We start from the raw sequence: 22,297 nt of genomic DNA, 5'->3' as shown, positions 1-22,297 counted from the left end.
TGTTGATCTGCATCAATGCTGCGCCTCTCTTTCGAGCATGCCCAGTGGGCGCACTGTCGCATTAGGCAACATGTCGCAGCTCGAGAATTGGGCCGTTATGTGCGCTTGGGAGTTCGCATCGTTCCGCAGCAGTGGGGCGCCGGGCGATGAGCGGCCCGAGGGTCATCCGCAGTGGCTTACTTACGCGCTTTCAGCACCACGAATTTGGGCGTGGCCGCGATCTGTTCGACGCCCCGGAACAATTTTTTCAACTTGGCGTGATAGCCCAGATGGCGGTTGCCGACGATCCACAGCGATCCGCCCGCGACCAGTGCGTCACGAGCTTGCTGGAACATGCGCCAGGCGATGAAGTCACCGACGACCTGTTGTTGGTGGAACGGCGGATTGCACAGCACGACATCCAGGGCGTTTTCCGGCTGGCCCGCGAGTCCGTCCGCAGCACGCACCGTGACCGGTCGCTCACCAAGGGTGGCTCGCCAGTTTTCGGCGGCGGACTGCACTGCCATATAGGATTCGTCGACCAGCGTGTACTGCGCATCCGGATTGGCGAGCGCGCTGGCAATGGCCAACACCCCGTTACCGCAGCCCAGATCGGCCACGCGCGCATTGCCAAGCCCGCCCGGCAAGTGCGGCAGAAACGCACGCGTGCCAATATCCAGCCCCTCCCGGCAGAACACGTTGGCGTGGTTGAGCAATTCGATGGCGGGATGTTCGAGGCGGTATCGACTGGGGTAAGGCGATACCGCCGGGGGGCGCTCGCCCACGGTGACGTGGAGCAAACGAGCTTTCTTCACGGCCAGAGATGCGTGCACATCACCGATATAGCGTTCCAGCAATTCACCCGCGGCCCGAGGGAGGTGCTTGATCATACCGCCGGCGATGACCTTGGCGCCGGGCGCCAGTTGACCTTGCAGTCGGATGAGTTGCTCTTCCAGTAATGCCAACGTCTTCGGGATACGGATCAAGACGGTGTCGAAGGGGCCGACGATGTGTTCGCTGGCCGGCGAGAAGCGAACGCTGTCCTCCGGTAAACCATTGCGCTTGAGGTTGTCGCGCAAGCCAAGCGCGCCGAGATAGGAATCGCCACTGCTGCTCACTACGGCATGCTGTGCAAGGCTGATGGACAGGGCGCCGAAGGTGTCGTTCAGCACCAGTACGCGAGCGTGGTTGGCGATGCCCGCTTCGTGCGTTGCATTGAGCAGGTATTCGTCGGCCGCATCGAAGGCCTGAAGGGGATCGTCGCGGCGCGGGGGCTGGCGGACGAGATCGAGCTGAGCGAAAGGGGTATCGAGAAGAGGCATGGGCATTCCAAGGCAGCAGGCGAGCATTCTCCACGCACCGACCTATGCGCTCAAGTCGAATGAAAATCCCTCGTGCAACGTCGGTGTTTAGGCGCTGCGTTTTGCGCGACACTGCCGTTCCCAAGCACAGGAGACCCGCATGAGCGCCAGCGACGAGAAGTTCACCCGCCAGACCTTGACCGAGGTACACACGCTGACGCCTAACCTGTTTACGTTACGGACCACGCGAGATGCCGGCTATCGCTTCACCGCGGGTCAGTTTGCCCGGTTGGGGGTGACGAAGGCGGACGGCAGCGTGGTCTGGCGCGCGTACTCCATGGTGTCGTCACCACACGATGAATACTTGGAATTCTTCTCGATCGTTGTGCCGGACGGAGAATTCACCAGCGAGTTGCGGCGTCTGAAGGTGGGGGATGAACTCTTGGTGGACAAGACCGCGTTCGGCTTCCTGACGCTGGATCGCTTCCCCGATGGACGAGACCTTTGGCTCATCGGGACGGGCACCGGGCTGGCACCGTTTCTTTCCATCTTGCAGGGGCTCGACGTGTGGGAACGGTTCGAGCGGATCGTGCTCGTCTACAGCGCACGGGAGGCCAGTGAGTTTGCCTACCAGGAGTTGATCAAGGACATCCCCGAGCGTGAATGGCTGGAGGGCGCAGGAGCCAAATTCACCTACGTGCCCGTGGTGACGCGCGAACAGGTGCCGGGCGCTCTGAATGCGCGCGTCACCACGCTCATCGAGAATGGCGAACTCGAGCGTGCTGCCGGTATCGCGCTCGAACCCGAGCACTCGCGGATCATGCTGTGTGGTAATCCGCAGATGATCGAGGACACGCGAGCAGTGCTTAAAACCAAAGGCATGAGTCTGGCATTGACGCGCAAGCCAGGGCAGGTGGCGGTGGAGAATTATTGGTAGGGTCTTTCCTGCGGCGCGATTGTGTCGCAGGCCTAAACTTCCTGTAGGAGCGGGCCGGGCTGCGATCAGCTTGCCCGCGAAAGCGATAGTCAGCCATAAAGATTAAGTTGCTCCTGCCGCCGTATTCGCGGGCAAGCCCGCTCCTACAGAAGCCACGCCAGCGCAGAGATTCGGTATCTCATAACAAGCCCTATCTATTTGATAAGCGCGCTCACCATGCTTGAAAACAGGAGCCTATCTTTCGGCTATTTTCCAACCTGCCTAGCTTTTGCACCTTCCAGCTCTCTACGTCGCAAACCCGCCCGACATACGCCATTCATCTTTGGAAATCTTTTTTAATTGAACAGCGGCTGAACGGATCGCATAGGATGAGCGTTCCTTTCTTACCAGAATGAGCTGCATGAACAGTGACAGTAGGCGGCCGCTCTCGCTTCAGACGAGCGCGGCAGAGACTCCTCCAGACCCTTCCGGTCGCACCGCAACACGCCCCCGTCCGATAACGGACACGTCTGCGCCCCTGCGCAGTGTTTCGTTCTCCCGCACTTTCTCCCAACGTCTTCTTGAGGCCCGCTGATGGAGTGGCTCGCTGATCCTACGGCCTGGCTGGGCCTATTTACCCTTATCGTGCTGGAGCTCGTGCTCGGTATCGACAACCTCGTGTTCATCGCCATCTTGGCGGACAAGCTGCCGCCGCATCAGCGCGACAAGGCACGCATCATTGGTCTATCGCTGGCGCTGCTCATGCGCCTGGGCCTACTGGCGAGCATCGCCTGGTTGGTCACGCTGACACAGCCGTTGTTCGAGGTATTCGGCAAGGCGTTCTCCGGCCGTGATCTGATCATGCTCTTGGGTGGTGTGTTCCTCCTGTTCAAAGCGACGATGGAGCTGCACGAGCGCCTGGAAGGGCGAATGCAGACGCACCAGACGAACCGGGTCTATGCCGCGTTCTGGCCGGTGGTCGCGCAGATCATCGTGTTGGATGCCGTGTTCTCGCTGGATGCGGTCATCACCGCCGTCGGCATGGTGGAGCATCTGGAAGTCATGATGATCGCCGTGGTGATCTCCATGGCGCTCATGATGGTCGCGAGCAAGCCGCTGACTGCGTTCGTCATCGCGCATCCCACGGTCATCATGCTCTGCCTGGGCTTTTTGATGATGATCGGCTTCAGCCTTACGGCCGAAGGTCTGGGCTTCCATATTCCGAAGGGGTATCTGTACGCGGCGATTGGGTTCTCGTTGCTTATCGAGATCTTCAACCAGGTTGCGCGCTGGCGACGTAAGCGTCATCTCCAGGGTGAACACAGCATGCGCGATCGCACGGCGCATGCGGTGATGCGCCTGCTTGGCGGGCGCACCCATGAGGGCGAGGTCGACGACGATATTGCGGATATGGTGGGCAAGAATACGGGCGACGTCGCGCTGTTCGAACGCCAAGAGCGCGTCATGATCAGCGGGGTACTCCGGCTCGCCGAGTTGTCCATCGAACGGGTCATGACCGATCGCATGGAGGTCGACCACATCAATCTGGATGCACCGCTGGATGAGGTTCGACAGGCGCTGCTCGAATCGCCCCATTCGCGTCTCGTGGTCTCGCGGGGCTCGTCGATCGATGAACCGCTCGGCTACGTGCACAAGAAGGAAATGCTGCGTGAGATGCTGAGCGGCCTGGAGCCGGACATCGAGCAGTTGGTGCGTGCTCCGGTGAATTTGCCGGATAGCTGTACGGTGCTCAGTGCATTGGAGCAAATGCGCAAGGCGTCCACCCACGTTGCATTCGTGGTCAACGAGTTCGGTAATTTCGAAGGACTTTTGACCTTGACCGACATCCTGGAATCCATCGCTGGTGAGCTACCGGACGCCAGCGAAATGGAAGGGCCGGACATCGAGTCCCAGGCACAGGGCTATCAGGTCAGCGGCGCGATCAACTTGGCTGCGCTACGTGAGCGGCTCGGCTTCAATGCGCAGGCCAGCGAGGACTATCAAACCCTGGGCGGACTTGCGATGCACCAGCTCGACCGGCTGCCCGTGATCGGTGACAGCGTGGAGTTCGCGGGCTGGACGCTGACCGTGACCGAGGTGAAGGAACGCCGTATTACGCGCTTGTTGATGCGACGCAACGATCAGGATGGAAGTCCAGTAACGGCTTGATATCGGAGCGGACGGGAGGGTACTGCTTCCCGTTGAGTTCCCCTAGGGCGCTAGCCACGATGTTAGGCATAGCTTCCGTAGGGCGGGTAAACCCGCGGCTTTTTTGTCCAGAGGTTGGCAAGGGATCGGGGTATCCGGGTTAGCACCCGGTCTACGGGCGGCGTATGGGCGCTTCCGTAGGGCGGGTGAAAACCCGCGGCTTTGGTTCTGGAGACCGGCTTGGGATCGGAGCACCCGGTCTACGGTTGGTTGAACGCTGCTTCATTGTGGAACATCCGTTATCGCGCAAACAAAAACGGCAGCCTTCAGGCTGCCGTTCTCTTTTCTTGATCGCTTAAAGCGGCGGACGTGGATTCTCATTCTGTTGCTTCAACAGGTCGCGAATCTCGCCCAATAGCACTTCCTCTTTGCTTGGCGCAGGTGGCGCCGCAGGAGCAGGCTTGGCTTCCTCTTTGTGACGCATACGATTCATGACCTTGATGACCATGAAGATCGCGAACGCAACGATCAGGAAATCGAAGACGGTCTGAATGAAGCGTCCGTACGAGAGCAGCACTGCCGGCGTATCGCCTTGGGCCGCCTTGAGCGTTATCGCAAGGTCCGAGAAGTCAACTCCACCGATCAGCAGCCCCAGCGGCGGCATGATCACGTCCCCGACGAACGAGGACACGATCTTGCCGAACGCGGCGCCGATGATGATCCCGACGGCCAAATCCACGACGTTGCCCTTCATGGCAAAGGCTTTGAATTCCTGGATGAAGCTCATGCACGCGTTTCCTTCTATTGGTGTAGATGTCGCTTGATCTGAGGGTGAAATCGTCCACGCCTCGAAAGGAGAAACAAGCGTCGATGACGGCATTCGTCAGCGCCGACAGCATCACTGCCAGCCGCGCGGGCACTGCAGTTCAGTGTAGTTCGTCCTGCGAAACACGACTAAACCGCGACCGCCTGGCGCAAAGCGACGCCGATGGCGCCGTCCCTAATGGCAGACTCGGGCGACGCGCGATCAGTTCAAGTCGTTTGGCCAGGAAATCGCCGGCAGTGCTTCGAACGCGGGTTTCGCGAATAGATAGCCTTGGAACAGACGCACGCCCATTTCGCGGAGGGTCACGTATTCATCCGCTGTCTCCACGCCTTCGGCAATGACGCGGATGTTTAGCCGACGGCAAGCCTGTAGGGTGGATTCAACAATGACCTGCCGCACGCGGTCAGCGTCGATTCCTCGGATCAGGTGCATGTCGAGCTTGATGAGGTTGGGTTGGAAGTCGGCAAGCAAATTGAGGTGCGCGTAACCTGCGCCGAAGTCGTCGATCGCGGTGAGAAATCCCATCTTGCGGTAGGCACGCAGGATATCGACAAGGTGTGGCAGGTCGAGAATGTCTTCTTGTTCGGTGACCTCGAAGATCACCCGGTCGAGGGGGAAGTTAAGTTTGCGTGCCGTTTCGAAGGTCGCCCGTATGCAGGTCTCTGCCTTGTACACAGCGTTGGGCATGAAGTTGATGGATAGCATGCCAGGCAGGTTCAAGGGGGAGGCTTTGGTTAGCGCCGTCATTCGGCAGGCCTGGTCGAACGCATAGCGATTGGCCTCGTCGACCCGCGCAAGTACCGTTCCCGCGCCTTCGCCCGCAGTGCCTCGGACCAACGCCTCATGCGCAAAGACCGAGCCGCTTTGGATATCGATGATCGGCTGAAATGCCATGCTGATAGCGAAATCGAGCGGTGCGCCGTCGCGGCAGTGGGCGCAGGAGGGAAGGGCATGCAACGGTGTATTCATCAGAGCCTCGGGGACGACAAGCTGGCTTAGCGCTACGTCGACCCGGATCGACGTTGAATGCCCTAAGGTAGTCAATGGGCGCATTGTACTGTTGGACAGTCCTGTTGAGTGGTCTGTACGTCTTACTCGATAGCAGCTCGTCCGACAGCTAACGGTAGGCGCCAAAACGTTCCATTACGTCTAGGAGTGGCGCTCTACTGCCTGCTGAATTTGGCCTCGTTAGAGCTGTAATTTTATCCAGTTGTTCGGTATCGTTCGGCCTTCGTTCGAGCACACAGGATCACGTCATGGCCAAGGCCAAGCGCATGTACGGCTGCACCGAGTGCGGTGCAACCTTCCCGAAATGGGCGGGGCAGTGTGCCGAGTGCGGCGCGTGGAATACGTTGGTGGAAACGGTGCTCGAAGGCACGGCCACGCCCTCGGGACGCGGGGGTTGGTCTGGTCAGCAAGCGCAACTCAAGACGCTCGCCGAAGTAAGCGTCGAGGAGGTGCCGCGCTTTTCCACCGCCTCCAAGGAACTCGATCGTGTGCTCGGTGGTGGATTGGTCGACGGTTCGGTCGTTTTGATTGGCGGCGATCCTGGTATCGGTAAATCCACGATCCTGCTGCAGACGTTGTGCAACGTGGCGGAGCGATTTCCGGCGCTGTACGTCACTGGCGAGGAGTCGCAACAGCAGGTTGCAATGCGCGCGCGGCGCCTGGATCTCCCGTTGGACAAGCTCAAGGTCATGACGGAGACAGGCATTGAATCCATCATCGACACCGCCCGGCGTGAGCGCCCGAAGGTCATGGTGGTCGACTCGATCCAGACGATTTTTACCGAGCAGTTGCAATCTGCACCGGGCGGTGTCGCGCAGGTGCGTGAGAGCGCGGCATTGCTGGTACGTTTCGCCAAGCAGAGCGGCACCGCGATATTCCTGGTCGGCCATGTGACCAAGGAGGGCTCGTTGGCCGGGCCACGGGTGCTCGAGCACATGGTGGATACGGTGTTGTATTTCGAAGGGGAATCGGACGGGCGCTTGCGCCTCCTGCGCGCCGTCAAGAACCGCTTCGGTGCTGTCAACGAGCTGGGCGTGTTCGGGATGACCGACAAGGGTTTGAAAGAAGTGTCCAACCCGTCGGCGATCTTTCTGACGCGGGCGCAAGAGGCCGTTCCCGGAAGCGTGGTGATGGCCACCTGGGAAGGTTCGCGGCCAATGTTGGTCGAGGTTCAGGCACTGGTAGATACGAGCCATTTGGCCAATCCCCGGCGGGTGACCTTGGGCCTGGACCAAAACCGTCTAGCGATGCTACTGGCTGTTCTGCATCGCCACGGCGGCATCGCCACCTACGACCAGGATGTGTTCCTCAATGTGGTGGGCGGCGTGAAGGTATTGGAAACCGCCTCCGACCTTGCGCTAATGGCGGCCGTCATTTCCAGCTTGCGTAACAAACCACTGGAACATGATCTATTAGTCTTCGGTGAGATCGGGCTTTCCGGCGAAATCAGGCCAGTGCCCAGCGGCCAGGAGCGTCTGAAAGAGGCCGCCAAGCATGGCTTTAAGCGCGCGATCGTGCCAAAAGGCAATGCGCCCAAGGATGCGCCACCTGGTTTGCAGATCATCGCGGTAACGCGTTTGGAGCAAGCACTGGATGCGCTGTTCGAGTAGCGCATCGCTACCTTACGACCCGAGTGCGGCCAGCTCGCGCTCCAGTAGTGCCTCGTCACCCAGATTGAGCTCGACGATACGGCGTAGATGGCTGATCGATTCGATGTCGATGTGATCGCAGCTGAAACCGAGATAGGCATCATCGCTGCGCTTGAGCGTCAGTTGCATGGCAACTTCAATGTCATCCCCCAGCGCGACCGAGCCCATGAAGGGGGCATTGCTGTCGCCATCCCATTCATCGGGGCGGCGTACCAGCAGTCCCTTGAACGAGATGTCCTGGGACACAGTGACCCACTGTCGCTGACCTTGTGCGATGACGGTCTTCGCATCGAAGCCAATCCGGTGAAAGCGCCGGCGCTCTTGGCTATCGTTGGACATGACGTACTCCTGCCGCAGGCGATGATTTCTTGAAGCGTCACGAATACCTGTCCCACGCCCATAGAGCAAGCACAAACGAACTTCCGTCAAAATGCCGACTCCACGCGCGCTATTGCCACACACCTAAGAAATATTGGCGACTCGGTCATGGTTTATGCAAAAAGGTTCTTTTGACAGCTTAATGCCAGCAGTTACTTTAGTGTCTACTACGCACACGACGGGACGGATGCGTCGGTGCAGTACCTCAGAGGGAATTGATATGAATGGACCGAAGTGCGGGGATTCGGTGTGCGTGGAACGCGTGTGGGCCGGACTCGAGCGCAAGGTGCGTCTACATGAACGCAAGGTGATTCGGTTCAACGATTTCGATGCGATGTTGCCTCTGTACGCAGTAGGTGCGCTATTGGTTGCAGTAGCGATGGCGATCGCCGCCATTCTCGCCCATGACGTCAGGTCTCCTGCTCGTGTGGCGAGCATTACTCCTAACAGTGGTCATGTGCCCATCATTCGTTCGGAAGACGTCCTGAGCGTTGTGGGCGATCGTTCGGGCGGCCCAGCGGAGCTGGCCCAAGCGGGAAAATCGAAGGAGGGCGGTAGGAGCCCGGTACGCTTCGTGTTCTGACCCAACGCTTGCTGCGATAAAACGTTCGACACAAAAAAGCCCGAGTTGCGATGCAACCCGGGCTTTTGCTTTGCAATACCCGATGCTTACTGGCCGTAGACCGGCAGCTTCTTGCAGATGGCCTGTACCTTCTGACGCGTCGCATCGATCACGGATTCGTCACCCATGTTTTCAAGGATGTCGCAGATCCAGCCTGCCAACTCGCGGCAATCGTCTTCTTTGAAGCCACGGGTCGTGACAGCAGGGCTACCGATACGAAGACCCGAGGTCACGAACGGCGACTTGGGATCGTTCGGTACCGAGTTCTTGTTGACCGTGATGAAGGCGCGACCCAAGGCCGCATCCGCGTCCTTCCCAGTGAGGCCTTGCTTGATCAGACTCAGCAGGAACAGGTGGTTTTGGGTGCCGCCGGAAACGACGTCGAAGCCACGCTCGATGAAGACCGAGGCCATGGCTTGTGCGTTTTTCAGCACCTGCTGCTGGTAGGTCTTGAACTCGGGCTGCAAGGCTTCTTTGAAGCAAACCGCCTTCGCCGCGATGACATGCTCCAGGGGGCCACCTTGTGCGCCGGGGAATACGGCCGAGTTCAGCTTCTTCTCGATTTCCTCGTTCTTGCGCGCCAGGATCAAACCGCCGCGAGGGCCGCGCAGGGTCTTGTGTGTCGTCGTGGTCACGACGTCGGCGAACGGCACTGGATTCGGGTAGACGCCCGCGGCCACGAGGCCGGCGACGTGGGCCATGTCGACGAAGAGGTAGGCGCCGACCTTGTCCGCGATCTCGCGGAAGCGCGCGAAGTCCAGTACTTGGGAGTATGCGGAAAAGCCCGCGACGATCATGCGAGGTTTGTGCTCGACGGCCAGGCGCTCGACTTCGGCGTAATCGATCAAGCCGTTATCGTCGATGCCGTACTGCACGGCGTTGTAAAGCTTGCCCGAGGACGAAACACTGGCACCGTGGGTCAGGTGACCGCCATGGGCCAGGCTCATGCCGAGAATGGTGTCACCAGCGCTCAGTAGAGCGAGATAGACCGCTGAGTTGGCTTGCGAGCCTGCGTGTGGCTGAACGTTGGCATAGTCGGCACCGAACAGTTGCTTGGCGCGATCGATGGCCAATTGCTCGATGACGTCGACGTGCTCGCAGCCGCCGTAGTAACGCTTGCCGGGGTAGCCTTCTGCATATTTATTGGTCAGCACAGAGCCCTGTGCTTCCATCACTGCCGGGCTGGTGTAGTTCTCGGAAGCGATCAGCTCGATGTGATCTTCCTGGCGCTGGGCCTCTTGCTGCATGGCTTCGAACAGTTCTGCATCGAAGCGTGAAAGGGTCTGTTCCCGACTGAACATGGCAAATTCCCCGGCTGTGGCGGTTTCGAAAGACGCGCATTCTACGTCATGCCCTCGCGGCAGGGTATCGCGCCTCGTTCATGTCCAGACGAGGCGGGCTCATGTGCAGGACGAGCCCCTTGCGGTCCGGGAGGTCGAGGGTTACGCCAACGTATCGTCCTTGGTGGTTGCGAGCCGCAAGATCGAAAGAAACGACAGCGCCGCGATCACGAAGAGGTACACCGAAACGCCCCACGGACTACCGTCCCCAAACTCCAGCAGCGACGTCGCGATGAAGGGCGTTACACCCGCGAGCAGCGCCGAAATCTGGTAGGCCACCGATAAGCCGGTGTAGCGCACTTCAGGCCTGAAGATTTCCGCGAAGAATGTGGGCTGCACGCTGAACATCAGCCCCGTGCATAGCGAAAACCCGATGGTGATGGCCAGCCAGATCAGGGGTGTGGAGCCGGTATTCAGCAACCAGAAGAATGGGAACGCATAGAGGCAGGTGAACGCCGCACCGGTCGCATAGAGCTGGCGCCTGCCCCAACGATCCGAAAGCTTGCCGAACAAAGGAAGCAAACCTAGCTGCACGGCGGACGCGATGATGACGCCCGTCAGCGCAATGGTGTCGGGCAGTTTCAGCTGCTGGCTGATGTAAGCGAGTGCGAATGCGTTGAAAATATTGGACGCGGCCGCATCAGCCAGCCGCGAGACGACGGCGAGTCCTGTGCTGCGGGGATGATGCTTGACCAGGTCCTTGAGTGGCATCGCGGATTCCTTACCCTCGGACTTCACCGCTTCGAACTCCGGGGTCTCCTGTACCCGCAGGCGAATGAACAAGCCGACACCGAGCAGTAGTGCGCTCAATACGAACGGCAGGCGCCAGCCCCAGCTCATGAACTGATCCTCGGGTAGCAAGGAGCAAAGCGTGAAGATGCCGGTTGCGAGCAGTAGCCCGGCAGGCGAGCCGATTTGCGGCAGGCTGCCCCAAAAGCCTCGCTTGGACTTTGGTGCATGCTCGATCACCATCAGTGCCGCGCCGCCATACTCGCCACCCAAGCCAAGCCCCTGAAGCAGGCGTAGGGCAACTAACATCGTCGGCGCCCAGTAGCCAACGCTGTCGTAGGTCGGCAACAACCCGATGAGCAGGGTGGACACGCCCATGATCAATAACGTCAGCACGAGTATCGATTTGCGCCCGAGCTTGTCTCCGTAGTGTCCGAAAATCAGCCCACCCAGCGGCCGGGTGAAAAAGCCTGCGCCGAAAGTCGCGAATGCGGCCAGAGTGCCGCCAAGCGCGGAAAAGTCCGGAAAGAACAGTTTGGCGAACACCAGCGCGGCCGCCGTTCCGTAAAGGTAGAAGTCGTACCATTCCAGCATCGACCCCATGAAGCTGCCCACCGCAACGGTTTTCATCGATGTGTGTCGAGATGACGAGGTATTGACCGACATATGTTCTCCGCATATCTCATGGACACGGCGACGTGAGCCCCGACGTAGAGCGGTCACAGAACGCATTAGGAGAATGGAAGCCACGCGAGCATTGAAAGTGCCGGTCCCCTCGCCATGGCCGACGAATGGTGCCTGTGCAACGTCGCGGGAGGCGACCTACGTCGTGTCGTAGGCCGCACCGAGAAAAGCGGACTTAATTGAGTATGAACAGCGAATCGTTGCTGTAGAGCGTCTCGAACTGCGCCGGGGGCATGGGTCTGCCAAACAAAAAGCCTTGCACTTCGTCGCAGCCGTGCTCACGTAGGAAGTCCAGTTGCTCCTGGGTTTCCACGCCTTCGGCGATCACGCTTAAGTTGAGGCTGTGCGCCATGGCGATGATCGCGCGTGCGATCTGCGCGTCCTGCTCGCCGTCGGGAAGTCCGTCGACGAAGGTGCGGTCGATCTTGAGCACGTCAATCGGGAATTGCTTCAAGTAGTTGAGCGACGAATACCCGGTACCGAAATCGTCCACGGCAATGCAGATGCCGAGCTTTTTAAGCCCGTCCAGCATTGCCATGGTTTCACTGACGTCGTGCATCAGAATGCTCTCCGTCAGCTCCAGCTCCAGGCAGCTGGGCGGCAGACCGCTGTTCTCGAGAATGCGGGCAATGCGCGACCGTAATTGGCCGTCGCCAAATTGGCGGGCCGAGATGTTCACCGACACCTTCGGCACCCGAACCTTGGCGCGGTGCCAGCGTTTTAACTGTTGGCACGCTTCGGCAAGGGCCCAGTCGCCCACCTGCACCACCAGGCCGAGCTCTTCCAGCACTGGCACGAAGTCCGCTGGCGAGATGAAGCCGCGCTGTGGGTGTTGCCAGCGCAGCAACGCCTCGACGCCCGTCAGGCGTTTGCCGTCGCCGGAAAACTGCGGCTGGTAGTAAAGCTGGAACTGCTCGTTATCCAGGGCATGTCGCAGGTCGCTCTCCAGCTCCAGGCGTTCAAGGGCGCGGGCGTTCATGTCGGCCTGGTAGAACTGGAAATTGTTCTTGCCCATTTCCTTGGCGTGATACATGGCGGTATCGGCGTTCTTCATGAGCTGGCTCAGCTCGTTGCCGTCCTGCGGACTGAGCGCGATACCGATGCTGGCGGTGACGAAGAACTCACGTCCTTCAAGAACGAAGGCCTGGGACAGGCTGCCGAGGATTCGCTCGGCCACGTGAATGGCCCGGGTAAGGGCGTTCTCCCGATTCTCGCTCGCGCGGAGGAGCAAGGTGAATTCGTCACCCCCCATGCGTGCAACGGTATCTTCCTGGTCCACGCAGCCTGACAGGCGCTGGGCGACGTCCTTGAGCATGCGATCGCCTGCGGCGTGTCCGAGGGAGTCGTTGATCGGCTTGAAACGATCGAGATCGAGGAACATCAGGACGACCCACGCGCGATTGCGCTCGGCAGTTTGCAGCGCGGTGTGTAGCCGGTCCTGGAACAGCGTGCGGTTGGGCAACTGAGTCAGGGCATCGTAGTAAGCGAGGCGATGGATGCGCTGCTCGCTGGCCTTGCGCTCGCCCACGTCACTGAAGAAGCAGACATAGCTCACCAGGTCGCCTTCTTCGTCCTGTACGGCAGTGATGCCGACCCACGCCGGATACGTTTCGCCATTGCGCCGCTTCAGCCAGACTTCACCTTCCCAGCTCCCGGTGATGTCCAACTGACCGATGATGTATTGCAGATGATTGGCCTGCTGCCGGTCTGCGGTCAGCAAGGCCGGGCTTTGATCCAGTATTTCTCCACTTTCATAGCCGGTGATCCGGCTGAATGCGCGGTTCACCTGCACGATGTAGCCGGCTGGATCGGTAACGAGAATGGCCGCGGTGGAATGTTCGAAAACCGTGGCCGCCATGCGCATGTCTTTTTCCGCGCGGCGCTGGCGGCTGATGTCGCGACCCACACCCAGCAGCCCTTGGAAATGCCCACTGTCGTCCCACATGAGCACGACGCGGATCTCCACCGGCACTTTACGGCCGTCGGCTCGCAAACAATCGATGACCATATGCTGCGGTCGAACGTCTTGTCTCAGCACGGCAAGTTTGCGCGGGTCGTTCAAGCAACCGTGTACGCGTGCAACGAGATGGGTCAGCCCGGCGATTTGCTGGGGGTTGGCGATGATGCTGCGTATACCGGTCTCCAGCAGTTCCTCGGGCTGGTAGCCGAGCATCTGTTCTACGGACGGGCTGATGTAGTTCAGGTGCAGCGCGGCATCGCTGGAAAAGATGACGTCGCTGATGCTTTCCGCTAGCAAGCGGTAACGCTGTTCACTGGTTGTCAGTGATTCGTTGGCATCGATCTGCTCGGTGATGTCCTTGGCGATCCCGATCAGGCGGGTGGTCGGCACCGTGGTGTCCACCTGTTCCAGCGCCTGCTCACGGATGTCGAACCAGCGCCAGCTTCCGTTGTGATGACGCAGGCGGACCTGGCCCTGGATCAGCCGGGACGGCGCCGCCTGTTCCTGGAGCACCGTCTCCAAACGGGCTTGATCGTCGGGGTGTAGCAGGTCTTTCCAGTCGAAGCGATCCGCGTGTTCGTAGCCCAGCTGCCGGCGTAGGCGATTATTGCTGAACACGGGCGTGCGGCTTTGCATGTCGAGCACGTAGAGCGCGTCCGGCACGGCGTAGGCGATTCCCGACCAGAATTGCTCCCGCTCGATCAGCGAGAGCTCCATGGCTTTGCGGCTGGTCATGTCGTTGAGGCTGACCGTCACCGCGCGGAAGTCTTCCCGGCGCTCGGGGAAGCGGGCCGTCATCCAGAAATGCCGGACGCCGGTATCGCACTCGACACAGACTTCCACTTCGATGTGGCGGTCGCTTTCGATCAGAGCGGAAACGATCGCGTCGCACACGCTTTCGCAGTTTGGGTTGCGGGCGGTCAAGTGTCGCCAGACATCGGTGGTATCGCGCGTGCCTAGAAGGCGCGCCACCATTGCGTTGGCTTCGGTTACCTGCAGCCGCTGCTCGATATCGTCCGCCGCATCAGGGGATGCGCGCAGCCATGCGTGGTAGTCATCGCGGTTCTGGAAATTCAGCGCTTTCAGCATTGAGGCCAGCTTGGACAGATCGAGCACGCAAAGCCCGGCGCCGCTGCCTTCGAAGATGTCCTGGTAGCGACGCCGCGTCTCTTCGAGCGTTGCCAAGGCTTGCAGTGCTGCGGTCTCGTCCCGCATGACCCAGACATACCCGCCCAGGCTGCTGTGGTTACCCATTCCGCTCCGCTCGACCGTGTAGCGGCGGACGTTTCCTGCGCGTTCGAGAGTGACGATCCGGCGTTGCACATCGCAATAAGGCGCCGCAAGCATGTCGGCAAGCTCGGGCAGGACGGACAGCAGGTTCGTCGCCGTAGTCGCCGGTGCCTGGCCCAACATGATCTCGGCGCGGCGGTTCAGATAGAGCAATTCGCCGTCTGTGCGCGAAAGCAGTACCGGCTGGTCGATTGTCGACAGTACGCTTGTCGTCTGTTCGAGCTGGCGGCTGGAAGCCGCACTCTTGCTACGCAATTCACGGAGAAGCGCAACGAGCGCGAGCAGTGTCAGTGCGGCACACATAAGATAAAGCACAGCTTTGGTGGCGAACGGCACCATGCGCTCAGGGTGCAACGGCGTATCCGTGGTGTATAGCGACCATTCGCTATTGGCGATTGGAACGTGAAGACTGTCGGCGGGACGGGACGTACCAGCGTGAGCGGATTCGCTCAATACGTTGCCTTGGCGATCAACCAGCGCCCAGCCAATGTCCGGAATGCCCGCTTCATCGAGCCAGTGCTGTAACGCCTTCGTTTCGACGTGCACGACCCAAACGGCCGCACCCCGTACGACAAGGTCAAGACGAGTATTTTCGCCGCGCGTCGACGCGTAGAAATAGTTCACGCTTGGGTCGATACGTTCGAATAGCGTTTGCAGATGGCTTGACGTTTCAGGCTCGCCGATGGAGTGGACCAGGCGGCCATCTTCGTCCAGCCACGCGATTCCCCTCGTATTCGGCAGCACCCCTCGCAACGTCGTCATTAGCGCATGCGCGGCGTCATCCCGCACCTGAGTGTTGCCCGCTTGCTCGAGCGCGACGCGTGCTGCTGAAGCTTTAGCTTTCAAGAGCGCATTCAAGCGCTCGGCTTGGTCGTGGAGGCTACGCTCGGCATGGTGCCGTTCGAGCGTCTGCAGCTGCTCGTATTCCTCCGGCAGGTCCCAGAGCAGCAGGGCAAGTGTCAAGATGACCAAACCGATGAACAGATTCTTCACGGAAAGACGACGCAACGTGGCTTCTCGTAATTTCTGAGACGGGGGTGGAGCGGACGGTGGGAGCGCCTTGGACACCAGCTAGTACCTGATCAATGCGTGAAGCGCCTACAGAGCCTGTCCATAACCTGCTGCGCATCGGCTGTTCGGCCTTGGAAGATCTGCTCCGGCTGCCTATTAACCTTACGTAAACCGGCGCGCGGGGCCGATGCGCTTCCTTGCTGCTTGTTGCGAGTGTGCAAAGCCTTTACTTGGCATCCGCTCGAGGTCGTGAACGAATTCCAGGGCGCGATAGGATGCCTTGAAAAAAGGCAAACTGCCAGTATGTCCGACGACACGCCATTTGACCCTCCAACACCGGTTCCGGTAGCTTTGCGTCTCTTACTATGCGCGCGACGCGAGTCGGCTCCCAAACGCCGGCAATCGCTCAGCCCGACGCCTCGGTCGATAGTCATCGGTTCTGCGGGGCACGTCTTGCGGACCATTCGCGTCATCTCAATCAACCTCACCGAAAGTCAGGTCACCATGGCTCAATACGTCTACAGCATGCACCGTGTCAGCAAGGTCGTGCCCCCGAAGCGCGAAATCCTCAAGGACATCTCTCTGTCGTTCTTCCCTGGCGCCAAGATCGGTGTGCTCGGCCTCAACGGCGCGGGCAAGTCGACGTTGTTGCGCATCATGGCCGGCGTAGACACCGAGATCGACGGCGAAGCGCGGCCGATGCCCGGTATCAAGGTAGGTTATCTGCCGCAGGAGCCGAAACTTGACCCCGAGAAAACCGTCCGGGACATCGTTGAAGAGGCGGTAGGCGAGATTAAGCAAGCGCAGGCCCGTCTTGACGAGGTTTACGCTGCATACGCCGAGCCGGATGCGGACTTCGACGCGCTGGCTGCCGAGCAGGCCAAGCTCGAAGCGATTCTGCAAGCGTCCGACGGTCACAACCTCGAGCGCCAGCTCGAAGTCGCTGCCGATGCGCTCCGCCTGCCCGCCTGGGACGCCAAGATCGAACACCTCTCCGGAGGTGAAAAACGCCGTGTCGCGTTGTGCCGCCTCCTGCTCTCGGCACCCGATATGTTGTTGCTGGACGAACCCACCAACCACCTGGACGCCGACTCGGTCGCCTGGCTGGAACACTTCCTTCACGCCTTCCCCGGTACGGTCGTGGCCATTACTCACGACCGTTACTTCCTCGACAACGTTGCTGGCTGGATTCTCGAACTCGACCGCGGACACGGTATTCCTTACGAGGGCAATTATTCAGGCTGGCTGGAGTCGAAGTCCGCCCGTTTGGCCCAGGAATCCAAGCAGGAAGCGTCCCATGCGAAAGCGATGAAGGCCGAGCTGGAGTGGGTCCGGCAGGGCGCAAAAGGGCGTCAAGCCAAATCGAAAGCGCGCCTGCAGCGTTTCGAAGAGCTGCAATCCCAGGAATTCCAGAAGCGTAGCGAGACCAACGAGATCTACATCCCCGCCGGCGAGCGGTTGGGTGACAAGGTGATCGAATTCAACGGGGTGTCGAAGGGCTTCGGCGATCGCGTGCTCATCGACAACCTCAGCTTCTCTGTGCCCAAGGGCGCCATCGTCGGGGTAATCGGCGGCAACGGTGCCGGTAAGTCGACTCTGTTCCGCATGATCATGGGCACCGAACAGCCTGATAGCGGGACGATCGAGGTGGGCGACACCGTCAAACTGGCCAGCGTCGACCAGATGCGCGATGAGTTGGAAGGCACCAAGACGGTTTGGGAGCAGGTCTCCGACGGCTTCGACATGATCAAGATCGGCAACTATGAGGTGCCATCGCGAGGCTATGTCGGCCGCTTCAACTTCAAAGGCGCGGACCAACAGAAGTTCGTGAAGGATCTGTCCGGCGGTGAGCGTGGTCGCTTGCACCTGGCGCTGACCCTCAAGCAGGGCGCTAATGTGCTGCTGCTTGACGAACCGTCCAACGACCTCGACGTGGAAACGCTACGTGCACTGGAAGAGGCGCTGCTGGACTTCCCCGGTGCGGCGATCGTCATTTCCCACGATCGTTGGTTCCTGGACCGAATCGCAACGCACATCCTGGCGTACGAAGATGAATCGCACGTCGAGTTCTTCGAAGGGAACTACACCGAGTACGAGGCCGATCGCAAGAAGCGCCTTGGTGACGCGGCGGCCCAGCCGAAGCGGGTGAAGTACAAAAAGCTCGCATAAGGGCGATAGCGTCCTGTCAGCAAAAAGCCCGGCGATGATGGCCGGGCTTTTTGCTATCCAGTCGGTCAGAAGTGATATTTGACCAGCAGGCTTGCGGTGTTCTGGTCCGTCTTGCCGACAAAGTTCTCGCTTACGAAGCCGCCGTCCTTGATGCCGTATTTGTTGCTCCAGTAATCGTACTCGGCACCCACGTACAGATGCTTGGCCTCGTAACCAAGCGACTTGCCCAAGTCGTACTTGATCTGTGGGTTGAAATGCAGGTTTCTTTCCAGTCGGTCGCCGCGCGCTTCGGAGCCCTTCGAGTTCACCACCCAGTCCATGTAGCCGTCGATCAGTAGATCGGAGTTGCCGACGGGGAGAGTGATGCCCCACACGGGCGTGACCTGCCACTGGCCGGACGGTTGCTGCGTAATGCCATCGGGCTTGCGGTAGTACAGGTTGATCTGGAAGTAGTCGAAACCGGGGACATCAATGTCCAAGCCTGGGCCGAGCAGATAGTTACGGTTGCGGTTCTCTCCGCGCTCGTAAGTGCCGGCCAGCAATACGTCCTTGATCGGCCCGAACGAAAGATCCTTCCCACTCAGCTTTCCGAACGAAAGCCGGGGCGTGAATTCGCCATAGTACGTTTCTTTACCGAGATTGCTGTCGGACTCGCCGTTGTAGTTGATCCAGTCCACGAAGATGAACAGATCGCCCCAATTCCACGCGCTTGCGTGCTCGAAAGTCAGGGTCTGCTGGATGGCGGGGTTTACTTTGAAGTCTTTGCCGTAGAGGTACGTCAGGCTGTTGTCTTGCCAGATCAGTGGGCTTTCGGCGTGTGCGGTTGCTGCGCAGAAGAGGCTGCCAGCGATCAGCAACGATGTTGCGGTGGATTTCATGGGGCTCCTGAGGGCGTGTTCGAGGGTGCGAAGTTCATCGTGTCGGCAGATCTTGCGTCTGCTTTATAAGGTTCGGAGTTGGATGCCCTCTACGGGGTGCAGGGCACGTTACTGCGATGTCGGCTCGGCTCTATGCGTCTGCGCAAGGGCCTCCAGAAAGCATTCCAGCACCAGATGCGCATGCCGATCGCGACGCGTGACCGTTGCCAGGCTGAGGTCGTAGAAGCGGGTGGCAACTTTCAACGCTCGCAGCCGGCCCTGCTGAACCCACTGCCGAGCGTAATGATCCGGCAAATAACCCACATAGCGGCCGGTCAAGATCAGAAAAGCCATACCTTCGCGGTCGGATGCGCTGGCCGTGCAATTGAGCCGCTGGTGGTGCGCCTGAACCGCCGCCGGCAAGCGGAAGTTCGGCGCGATGGCATCCTGGGCGTCGAGGCGCGCATCGTCGAGCTCGTTATCACTGACGTAGAACAGCGGATGACCGACAGCGCAGTACAACTGGGAGCGTTCCTCGTACAGCGGGTGGTAGTCGAGCCCGGCCAACGCGCCTGCCTGCGGCACGACGCCAACGTGAAGTCGACCATCGAGCACGCCTTTCTCGACCTCACTGGGCGGCGTCATGCGGATCTGGATGCGAACGTCCGGCCCGTGCTCTTTGAGCGTTGCTAGCGCATGAGTGATGCGCATGTGCGGAACGGTGACCAGGTTATCCGTCAAACCGATGTTGAGTTCGCCACGCAGGTGGCTGTGCAGTCCATTCACTTCAGTGCGAAAGCTTTCCATAGCGCTCAGAAGGCGCTCTGTGGCGCGATAGACCTCGGCGCCCTCTTCGGTAACCGAGAATCCCGCACGGCCCCGTTGGCAGAGACGCAGCCCTAGACGTTGTTCGAGGTCACCCATTTGCTGGCTGATGGCCGAACGGCCAATACCGAGTACGCTTTCGGCTGCGGCGAACCCACCGCTGTCGACGACCGTGCGGAAAAGCTTCAAAAGGCGGATATCGAAATCGCTGACTTGCGACAGGGGTCTCGAGCGTCGTTGCATGCTTTGAGCCTTTCGAGCGGAGGGTTACTGAGCTAATAAGCCGAGAGGCGGGTATCTACTCGCGCCTGCGTTGGCTGCCTACAGGATGCGGATTCCGATAGCGACCAATTGGAATGCGCAAAAGAAACCAAACGCGACCTTCAACGAGGGCTCCATTTCCTCACCCAGGCTGAGCTTCAGCGGCTTGAACATGAAGGATGGCGTCAGCGCCAGCCCCACCAAGAGTGCGATGATCGCGAGCATCGAAAAGAATTCGCTGGAATACACTGCCACGTTGGACGCCAATGCATAAATGAGGCAGCCAGCGGCAACAGCCGCCCATAGCGCTGCGACCAGACGTTCACGTGGGGACCAGTCGGAAAATTTCATGGATGTCTACCCGGGCTTTGCAAAGCCCGGGAGTATAAGACGGCGAGGCTAATGCGGCGATCGTATCGCGACGGCGATGGAGCCTTCGGCGCATTGCGGCGCCTGGGTTAAAGGAGCGCGTTTGCGTGTAAACCGCTTGCCGAACGCGATGGCGGGCATTTCCACCCAGCGATAGAGAACCTCGGCGCCGATTATCGTTAACAGTACCGTGCCGGTCGCCATCAGCCCGAACTGCTGCCACGGCGTGGCATCCAGGGCGTCGATGGTCGCAAGACACATCATGAGGCTGATGACGACCCAATGAAGGATGTAGACCGAGTACGAGCGCATCCCGGCGCCTACGGCGAGTGGACTGTCCAATAGCCTCCGTAGCCAACGTGTTGCGCTATCGGGCTGGTCGAACGCTCGTGCATCGAGCAAGGCGTAGCTCATCAAAGCGACCCAGGCGGCAATAGGTACCAGCGCCCCGGAGCTCAGAGCGAGAATCAGGCAGCCGCTGACGAGGGCCGTCGGATAACGCTGTAAGGCGGGAAGCTTATCTACCGCCAGGCGTGTGCCCATTCCCACCAGAAAATAACCGATCGCACCCGGTAAAAAGCTGGGCAGGTAAAACTGCCCGAAAAGGCCTAGTCGATAGGCGGCATAACTCATCGCTGCCAGCAATAACACGACGATCTGCAGCCGCTCGCGCACGAGCATGGCGAGCAGTACCGGCGCCACGAGATAGAACTGCCATTCGAGGGACACGCTCCAGGCTGGCGTCAGGAACATGTATTCGGACTCTGGAAGCAGCGTATTGGGGACAGCGCCATGCAGCATCAACGCATGCAAGAGCACATGCAGGCTCGCCAAGCCATCGTGCAACTGCGCGCTTTGAGCCTTGAAATGCAGGATTTGCGTGGCGTCGTGCCAAGGCAGTGCATCGAACGCAGCAACCGTGGCCGGGAGTACGGCAATGGCAAGTAGAAGCGCAACGAGATAAGCCGGAAACAGGCGAAATGCGCGCCGGGTGATGTAGGTGAGATAGGGCTCTCGACGGGCTAGCAGGAGGTGGCTGATGACAAAGCCACTGATGATCACGAAAAGCTGAACAGCCCAGTCGCCCGCCAATTGGATGCGACCCAGGAGTGGTGCGACTTGTGAAACCCCTGTCAGTGCCACAAGGTGGGTGAACACAACGATCCACGCCAACCAGGCGCGCGCGCCTTCGATACCACGGTAATTCGACATGTGAGGGACTCCTTCCCTGAATTCATTGTTATCAGCACCTAACTGCAATCGGCCTATCTGTCGTTACGAAAACAGTGGCGCAAAGGTTGTAACCGAAAGTGTCTTAGGTCGGGTAGACATGACAGGCGAACGGAGCGTTCAAGGTTTTCGCCTCGCCGGTTAAGCGGCTCAGCGAAATGCGTAGAAGGTCACGGTTCAATCCGATGCGGGATACGACGGCGCCGTGAGTTGGGCGCAACGGTGCATGCGGAGTCTCGAGATGATGAGGGCGGCGAGAGGAGTCGACGCCCGTACTTCATCGGAAGCGGTTTTAAGAGAGGGGGACGGAAAGTCCCGCGTCAACCGGTCTTGGTGTTGCCAGGTTAGGTCTTAGGATTTCTTCACGAATTGGGATTTGAGCTTCATCGCGCCGATCCCGTCTATCTTGCAGTCGATGTCATGGTCGCCTTCGACCAGGCGAATGTTCTTTACCTTGGTGCCTACTTTCACGACCGCCGAGGACCCTTTGACCTTTAAGTCCTTGATGACCGTCACCGTGTCGCCGTCCTGAAGTACGTTGCCCACCGAATCTTTGATGACGCTACCCGGCGTGTCATCGCGAAGTGGATCATCGATAGCCCATTCATGGGCACACTCGGGGCAGACCAGCAGTACACCTTCTTCGTAGGTGTACTGGGAATCACATTCGGGGCAGGGCGGTAGGTGGCTCACGGATCGCTCCAATGTCAAAGACCGCATTGTATGAGGAAGGATCCGACGTACG

17 protein-coding genes are annotated in these 22,297 nt (G+C 59.6%); 5 read left to right on the top strand and 12 right to left on the bottom strand.

What is annotated here, in order from left to right; translation table 11 throughout:
- Nucleotides 1-176 precede the first annotated feature (176 nt).
- Nucleotides 177-1,301, bottom strand: a complete 1,125-nt coding sequence (locus IEY47_RS13705; protein WP_188983819.1) for a methyltransferase — start codon at nt 1,299-1,301, stop codon at nt 177-179.
- 139 nt (nt 1,302-1,440) lie between these two features.
- Here IEY47_RS13705 and IEY47_RS13700 point away from each other — a divergent pair, with 139 nt between their 5' ends.
- Nucleotides 1,441-2,217, top strand: a complete 777-nt coding sequence (locus tag IEY47_RS13700) for a ferredoxin--NADP reductase (protein WP_188983818.1) — start codon at nt 1,441-1,443, stop codon at nt 2,215-2,217.
- A 573-nt stretch (nt 2,218-2,790) separates the two neighbouring features.
- Nucleotides 2,791-4,365, top strand: a complete 1,575-nt coding sequence (locus IEY47_RS13695) for a TerC family protein (RefSeq protein ID WP_188983817.1) — start codon at nt 2,791-2,793, stop codon at nt 4,363-4,365.
- A gap of 334 nt (nt 4,366-4,699) precedes the next feature.
- Here the strand turns inward: IEY47_RS13695 and mscL are convergent, their stop codons facing one another.
- Together mscL and IEY47_RS13685 are read right to left on the bottom strand one after the other, a co-directional pair.
- Nucleotides 4,700-5,131: a large-conductance mechanosensitive channel protein MscL gene (gene mscL, locus IEY47_RS13690; protein WP_188983816.1), complete on the bottom strand. Its 432-nt coding sequence runs from the start codon at nt 5,129-5,131 to the stop codon at nt 4,700-4,702.
- Between the two features lie 240 nt (nt 5,132-5,371).
- Nucleotides 5,372-6,139 (bottom strand): EAL domain-containing protein, encoded by a 768-nt coding sequence (locus IEY47_RS13685; RefSeq protein WP_229779436.1) that lies wholly within the window; start codon nt 6,137-6,139, stop codon nt 5,372-5,374.
- A gap of 287 nt (nt 6,140-6,426) precedes the next feature.
- Here IEY47_RS13685 and radA point away from each other — a divergent pair, with 287 nt between their 5' ends.
- On the top strand, nt 6,427-7,788 hold the full coding sequence (gene radA, locus IEY47_RS13680; protein ID WP_188983815.1) for a DNA repair protein RadA: 1,362 nt from the start codon (nt 6,427-6,429) through the stop codon (nt 7,786-7,788).
- Between the two features lie 12 nt (nt 7,789-7,800).
- Here radA and IEY47_RS13675 read toward each other — a convergent pair whose 3' ends face one another.
- Nucleotides 7,801-8,166 carry a PilZ domain-containing protein gene (locus IEY47_RS13675; protein ID WP_188983814.1) on the bottom strand — a complete coding sequence of 122 codons (366 nt, stop codon included), beginning with the start codon at nt 8,164-8,166 and terminating at the stop codon, nt 7,801-7,803.
- Between the two features lie 259 nt (nt 8,167-8,425).
- On the opposite strand from IEY47_RS13675, the gene IEY47_RS13670 reads away from it, so the two are divergent.
- Entirely contained in the window at nt 8,426-8,788 is a 363-nt protein-coding gene (locus tag IEY47_RS13670; RefSeq protein ID WP_188983813.1) for a hypothetical protein, read from the top strand.
- 86 nt (nt 8,789-8,874) lie between these two features.
- Here the strand turns inward: IEY47_RS13670 and glyA are convergent, their stop codons facing one another.
- The 3 genes from glyA to IEY47_RS13655 all read right to left on the bottom strand — a co-directional run bounded on the left by glyA (nt 8,875) and on the right by IEY47_RS13655 (nt 15,838).
- Entirely contained in the window at nt 8,875-10,128 is a 1,254-nt protein-coding gene (gene glyA, locus IEY47_RS13665) for a serine hydroxymethyltransferase (RefSeq protein ID WP_188983812.1), read from the bottom strand.
- 141 nt (nt 10,129-10,269) lie between these two features.
- A complete protein-coding gene (locus tag IEY47_RS13660; protein ID WP_188983811.1) occupies nt 10,270-11,562 on the bottom strand; it encodes an MFS transporter in 1,293 nt (430 codons plus the stop codon).
- 193 nt (nt 11,563-11,755) lie between these two features.
- Nucleotides 11,756-15,838 (bottom strand): bifunctional diguanylate cyclase/phosphodiesterase, encoded by a 4,083-nt coding sequence (locus tag IEY47_RS13655; RefSeq protein ID WP_229779435.1) that lies wholly within the window; start codon nt 15,836-15,838, stop codon nt 11,756-11,758.
- Between the two features lie 507 nt (nt 15,839-16,345).
- Between IEY47_RS13655 and ettA the strand changes: the two genes are divergently transcribed.
- The gene (gene ettA / locus IEY47_RS13650; protein WP_188984020.1) at nt 16,346-18,010 is read left to right on the top strand and encodes an energy-dependent translational throttle protein EttA; all 1,665 of its coding nucleotides are present in this window, start codon (nt 16,346-16,348) and stop codon (nt 18,008-18,010) included.
- A gap of 65 nt (nt 18,011-18,075) precedes the next feature.
- Here the strand turns inward: ettA and IEY47_RS13645 are convergent, their stop codons facing one another.
- The 5 genes from IEY47_RS13645 to IEY47_RS13625 form a co-directional block, all read right to left on the bottom strand.
- Complete coding sequence (locus IEY47_RS13645) at nt 18,076-18,888, bottom strand: outer membrane protein OmpK (protein ID WP_188983810.1); 813 nt, start codon at nt 18,886-18,888, stop codon at nt 18,076-18,078.
- 108 nt (nt 18,889-18,996) lie between these two features.
- Entirely contained in the window at nt 18,997-19,935 is a 939-nt protein-coding gene (locus IEY47_RS13640; protein ID WP_188983809.1) for a LysR family transcriptional regulator, read from the bottom strand.
- Nucleotides 19,936-20,013: 78 nt separating this feature from the next.
- Nucleotides 20,014-20,304 carry a hypothetical protein gene (locus tag IEY47_RS13635; protein WP_188983808.1) on the bottom strand — a complete coding sequence of 97 codons (291 nt, stop codon included), beginning with the start codon at nt 20,302-20,304 and terminating at the stop codon, nt 20,014-20,016.
- Between the two features lie 48 nt (nt 20,305-20,352).
- Entirely contained in the window at nt 20,353-21,534 is a 1,182-nt protein-coding gene (locus IEY47_RS13630) for an acyltransferase family protein (RefSeq protein ID WP_188983807.1), read from the bottom strand.
- A 369-nt stretch (nt 21,535-21,903) separates the two neighbouring features.
- On the bottom strand, nt 21,904-22,245 hold the full coding sequence (locus IEY47_RS13625) for a zinc ribbon domain-containing protein YjdM (protein WP_188983806.1): 342 nt from the start codon (nt 22,243-22,245) through the stop codon (nt 21,904-21,906).
- Nucleotides 22,246-22,297 lie beyond the last annotated feature (52 nt).

Origin of the sequence: Pseudomonas matsuisoli (assembly GCF_014647635.1) — a bacterium.
Classification (GTDB): Bacteria; Pseudomonadota; Gammaproteobacteria; order Pseudomonadales; family Pseudomonadaceae; genus Pseudomonas_P; species Pseudomonas_P matsuisoli.
Note: the sequence above shows the minus strand (reverse complement) of the source record. Positions and strands in the feature narration are given on the sequence as shown.